Raw genomic sequence first — 4,049 nt, forward strand, 5'->3', positions numbered from 1 at the left:
GGTACGGGTTACCCCGGATCGGCATCTTGGCTACCGGATGGCGTCAGTGATGTGAGTTCATCTTGATATCGCCGCATGGCCTCGATTAATGCGGCGAACACCCGCTGGCCCGCCGCCAGGTCAGCGTCGGGCAGATCCGCCATCGCGTGGCGGGCGTGCATCCCTAACGGAGCGAAGAATGCTCGAGCAGTGTCCAGGCCCGTTTCCGAGTAGCGCAAAATCACCTTGCGCCGGTCCCCGGGGTCAGATTGCCGATTGATGTGGCCGGCCGCCATCATCCGGTCGACCAGGTAGGTGATCGCCGCGCCGGAAAGACCCATGCGCCGGCGCAGTTCGCCAGATGTGATCGGTTCTCCTGTGGATTCGGCGACAATGACGTGCAGCAGCGCGCGAAAGTCAGTGGGCCGCACGTCGTGCACGGCAGCAAAAAACCGGCCGATCTGCTCGGATTCGGCCGTCAATATCCGCAGGTCAGCCGCGATCTGCGACTCCAGAGCGGCTCGGCCGCCAGCGGTCTCATCGGCGCCCATGACACCTTGGAGCTTATCCGCAGATGGGCAAATAGTTAAGTTGATTAATACTTCAATCACTGAAACACTGATCGAGACGACGCGGCCGGCGTCACTGATGCCAACAGAGACGCCGCGGAAGACGAAGGGAGACAACGTGAATAAGCAGACACTGGCTTTCACCACGCTTGCCGTTGCCACTGCCAGTGGCATCGGAAGCGTGGCCAGTCGCCCGCAGAGGTGGTATTCGCGGTTGCGCAAGCCGCCCTATGTGCCGCCTGACGTGGTTTTCCCCGTCGCCTGGACCGCGCTCTACACCGATATCGCGGCCACCTCAGCTGCCGCCATCGACCGGTTGCGTGCAACGGGGCGCCACGACGAGGCGCGGAACTACGCCGTCGCGCTGGGCGTCAACCTGATGCTCAACGCCGCATGGAGTTGGCTGTTCTTCAAATACCGCAAGCTCGGCGCGTCGGCAGTCGGCGCGGCGGTGTTGACGGCCAGCAGCGCCGACCTGACCCGACGGGCCGCCGCAGCTGATTCGCGCGCCGGGGCGGCGCTGTTGCCGTATCCGCTGTGGAGCACCTTCGCCACCGCGATGGCCAGCCACATCTGGATACTCAACCGATCATGAGATCGGTATCGCGGTAGTGCCCGCGTTGTTGTGGTTCCGCCGCGATCTGAGGCTGAGTGACCTTCCGTCGCTGCTCGAAGCCGCCGCCGACGTTGACGAGGTACTGGCCTGCTTTGTGCTTGATCCGCGCCTCGAGGCGTCGTCGGGCAGCCGCCGCATGCAGTTTCTGTGCGACTCGCTACGCCAGCTGCGAGACGACCTGGATGGCCGCCTGCTGGTGACACGTGGACGGCCCGAGGAGCGGATTCCTGCCGTCGCCAAGGAGATCGGCGCGCGGTCAGTGCACATCTCGGAGGACTTCGCGCCATTCGGGACGCGCCGTGACGCATCAGTGGCCGTAGCACTGGGCGACATACCGCTGGTTGCGACCGGATCGCCGTATCTGGCGTCGCCGGGACGCGTCACCAAAGACAGCGGCGACCCGTACAAGGTGTTCACCCCGTTCTTCGATCGATGGCGCGACCTTGGGTGGGGCAAACCTGCGCGATCGTGCCCCAAATCGGCGCACTGGGTCGATCCCGCGCGATTGGGCAAACACGCGAAACCCGTTGCGATACCCGACCCTGGCGTCGAACTTGACCTGCGCGCAGGCGAAGCGGCCGCGCGGCGGCAATGGAAAGCCTTTGTTAACGACGGGCTGGACAGCTATTCCGAGGAGCGAAACAGACCGGACCGCATAGCAACCAGCCGAATGTCGGCGCACCTGAAGTTCGGGACTATCCACCCGCGGACAATGGTGGGCGACTTGGACCTGCGTCGCGCCGGGCCGCGAGCTTATCTGCGAGAGTTGGCTTTTCGCGATTTCTACGCAGCGGTACTTCATCGTTGGCCAGATAGCGCTTGGTGGAATTGGAACCGCGACTTCGACGCCATCCAGACCGACACCGGGGCGCAGGCGAAGCGGCGCTTCAAGGCATGGCAGGCCGGCGAAACCGGATTTCCGATTGTCGACGCCGGCATGCGTCAACTACGCGAGACCGGGTTCATGCACAACCGGGTGCGGATGATCGTCGCCTCGTTTCTGGTCAAGGACTTGCACCTGCCGTGGCAGTGGGGTGCGCGCTGGTTCCTCGATCAGCTGGTCGACGGCGACATGGCGAACAACCAGCACGGCTGGCAGTGGTGCGCTGGTTGCGGCACCGACGCGGCACCGTATTTCCGGGTGTTCAACCCGGCTAAGCAAGCCGAAAAGTTTGATCCCGCAGGCGATTACATCCGCCGCTGGGTGCCCGAGCTTGCCGGCGTAGACGATGTCCGTCTGACCACAGGCGATTGGCCGCCTGGTTATCCCAAGCCGATCGTCGATCACAGCACAGAACGCAGCGAGGCGCTGCGCCGCCACCAAGGGATCAGCTGAGCAGCCTTAGTGGGCAGCTTTCTTGCGCTCGATATCGGCCAAGGCCGCAGCGAGTTCGGCGCGCTGGGCGGCCGATGTCTCCCAGGCCAGCTGCCTGTTTTTGACCACCTTGGCCGGTGCGCCGACCGCGATCGAATAGTCCGGAATGTCCCCGCGGACCACTGCATGCGACCCCAGCACGCAGCCCCGTCCGATGGTCGTGCCGCGCAGCACTGTCACCTTGACTCCGACCCAGGTGTCCGGTCCGATCCTGACCGGCGCCTTGACGATGCCCTGATCCTTGATCGGCAGGTTGATGTCATCCATGCGGTGGTCGAAATCGCAGATGTAGCACCAATCGGCCATCAACGCCGAATCTCCGATCTCAATGTCGAGGTAGCAGTTGATGACGTTGTCGCGCCCCAGCACCACCTTGTCGCCAAACCGCAGCGAGCCCTCGTGTGCGCGGATGGTGTTCTTGTCCCCGATGTGCACCCATCGACCGATCTCCAGCTGCGCCAGTTCCGGGGTCGAGTGGATCTCGACGCCCTTGCCCAGGAAAACCATGCCGCGGGTGATGATGTGCGGGTTGGCCAACTTGAACTTCAGCAGCCGCCAGTAGCGGACCAGGTACCACGGGGTGTACGCGTGGTTGGCCAGCACCCATTTCAGGGATGCCAGCGTCAGGAATTTGGCCTGGCGTGGGTCGCGGAGCATCGATCCCCGCCAGCGGCGATGTAGAGGTGCCCCCCACATTGTCGTCATGGGCAAAAAGCCTACCCAAGTCGCCGCACGTTACCCTCGGCTGGTGTTATGGCGCAGCAAGTTACCGCCGACTGTGCGATCTGTACACAAAAATCGCGCCATATTTCACGGGATCCTGCACACGCGGCGGGCCGTTACGGTATCGACGGTCGTTGTGGCCGCCACCCTGGCCGGGTGTAGCAATACCGACTCGTGGGTCGACACCGCGCCTGCCCAAGGCTGGCCCGCGCAGTACGGCGACGCGTCCAACAGCAGCTACACCGCAACGTCTGGCGCTACCAACCTGACCCTGCGCTGGACGCGCTCGGTCAAGGGGTCGCTCGCGGCGGCGCCGGCGCTCAGCTCCCGCAACTGGATGGCGCTCAACGCGCAGACACCGGGCGGCTGCTCGCTGATGGAGTGGGAGAACAACGACAACGGCAGACAGCGCTGGTGCACCCGGCTATTTCAGGGCGGCGGCATCTCCGGCCCGTTGTTCGACGGCTTCGACAACCTCTATGTCGGCCAGCCCGGGGCGATACTGTCGTTTCCGGTCACCCAGTGGATCCGTTGGCGTCGACCGGTAATCGGAATGCCTTCTACACCAAGGCTTCTCGGAGATAGCCAACTGCTGGTTGTGACGCACTTGGGGCAGGTGCAGGTTTTCGACGCGCACCGCGGCACATCCGTCGGTAATGCAATCGATCTGGTGGACAACGTCGATCCGGCCGACTTCACTCGCGGGCTCTCCGATTGCGGACCGGCCCGGGCCGGTTGTCCGGTCGCTGCGGCGCCGGCGTTCGCAGCGGCGCACGGGATGGTGGTG

4 protein-coding genes and 1 pseudogene are annotated in these 4,049 nt (G+C 64.1%); 3 read left to right on the forward strand and 2 right to left on the reverse strand.

Features of this window, described 5'->3' with window-relative positions; translation table 11 throughout:
• Nucleotides 1–8: 8 nt before the first annotated feature.
• On the reverse strand, nt 9–530 hold the full coding sequence (locus WB785_RS12085; protein WP_424079430.1) for a MarR family winged helix-turn-helix transcriptional regulator: 522 nt from the start codon (nt 528–530) through the stop codon (nt 9–11).
• Nucleotides 531–666: 136 nt separating this feature from the next.
• Here WB785_RS12085 and WB785_RS12090 point away from each other — a divergent pair, with 136 nt between their 5' ends.
• Together WB785_RS12090 and WB785_RS12095 are read left to right on the forward strand one after the other, a co-directional pair.
• Nucleotides 667–1,143, forward strand: coding sequence for a TspO/MBR family protein (locus WB785_RS12090; RefSeq protein WP_424079425.1), 477 nt, complete (start codon nt 667–669; stop codon nt 1,141–1,143).
• 16 nt (nt 1,144–1,159) lie between these two features.
• Nucleotides 1,160–2,500, forward strand: coding sequence for a cryptochrome/photolyase family protein (locus tag WB785_RS12095; RefSeq protein WP_424079427.1), 1,341 nt, complete (start codon nt 1,160–1,162; stop codon nt 2,498–2,500).
• Nucleotides 2,501–2,506: 6 nt separating this feature from the next.
• On the opposite strand, the gene WB785_RS12100 is transcribed toward WB785_RS12095, so the two are convergent.
• On the reverse strand, nt 2,507–3,244 hold the full coding sequence (locus tag WB785_RS12100; protein WP_424079428.1) for an acetyltransferase: 738 nt from the start codon (nt 3,242–3,244) through the stop codon (nt 2,507–2,509).
• A gap of 154 nt (nt 3,245–3,398) precedes the next feature.
• Between WB785_RS12100 and WB785_RS12105 the strand changes: the two are divergent.
• Nucleotides 3,399–4,049 (forward strand): annotated as a pseudogene (locus WB785_RS12105) (PQQ-binding-like beta-propeller repeat protein); the annotation flags it as partial.

This window comes from Mycobacterium sp., assembly GCF_049585075.1.
Classification (GTDB): Bacteria; Actinomycetota; Actinomycetes; order Mycobacteriales; family Mycobacteriaceae; genus Mycobacterium.

Excerpts from the sequence above, each read along its gene's own strand:
- WB785_RS12085 (WP_424079430.1), bottom strand. The coding sequence starts at position 530 with ATGGGCGCCGATGAGACCGCTGGCGGCCGAGCCGCTCTGGAGTCGCAG.
- WB785_RS12100 (WP_424079428.1), bottom strand. The coding sequence starts at position 3,244 with ATGACGACAATGTGGGGGGCACCTCTACATCGCCGCTGGCGGGGATCG.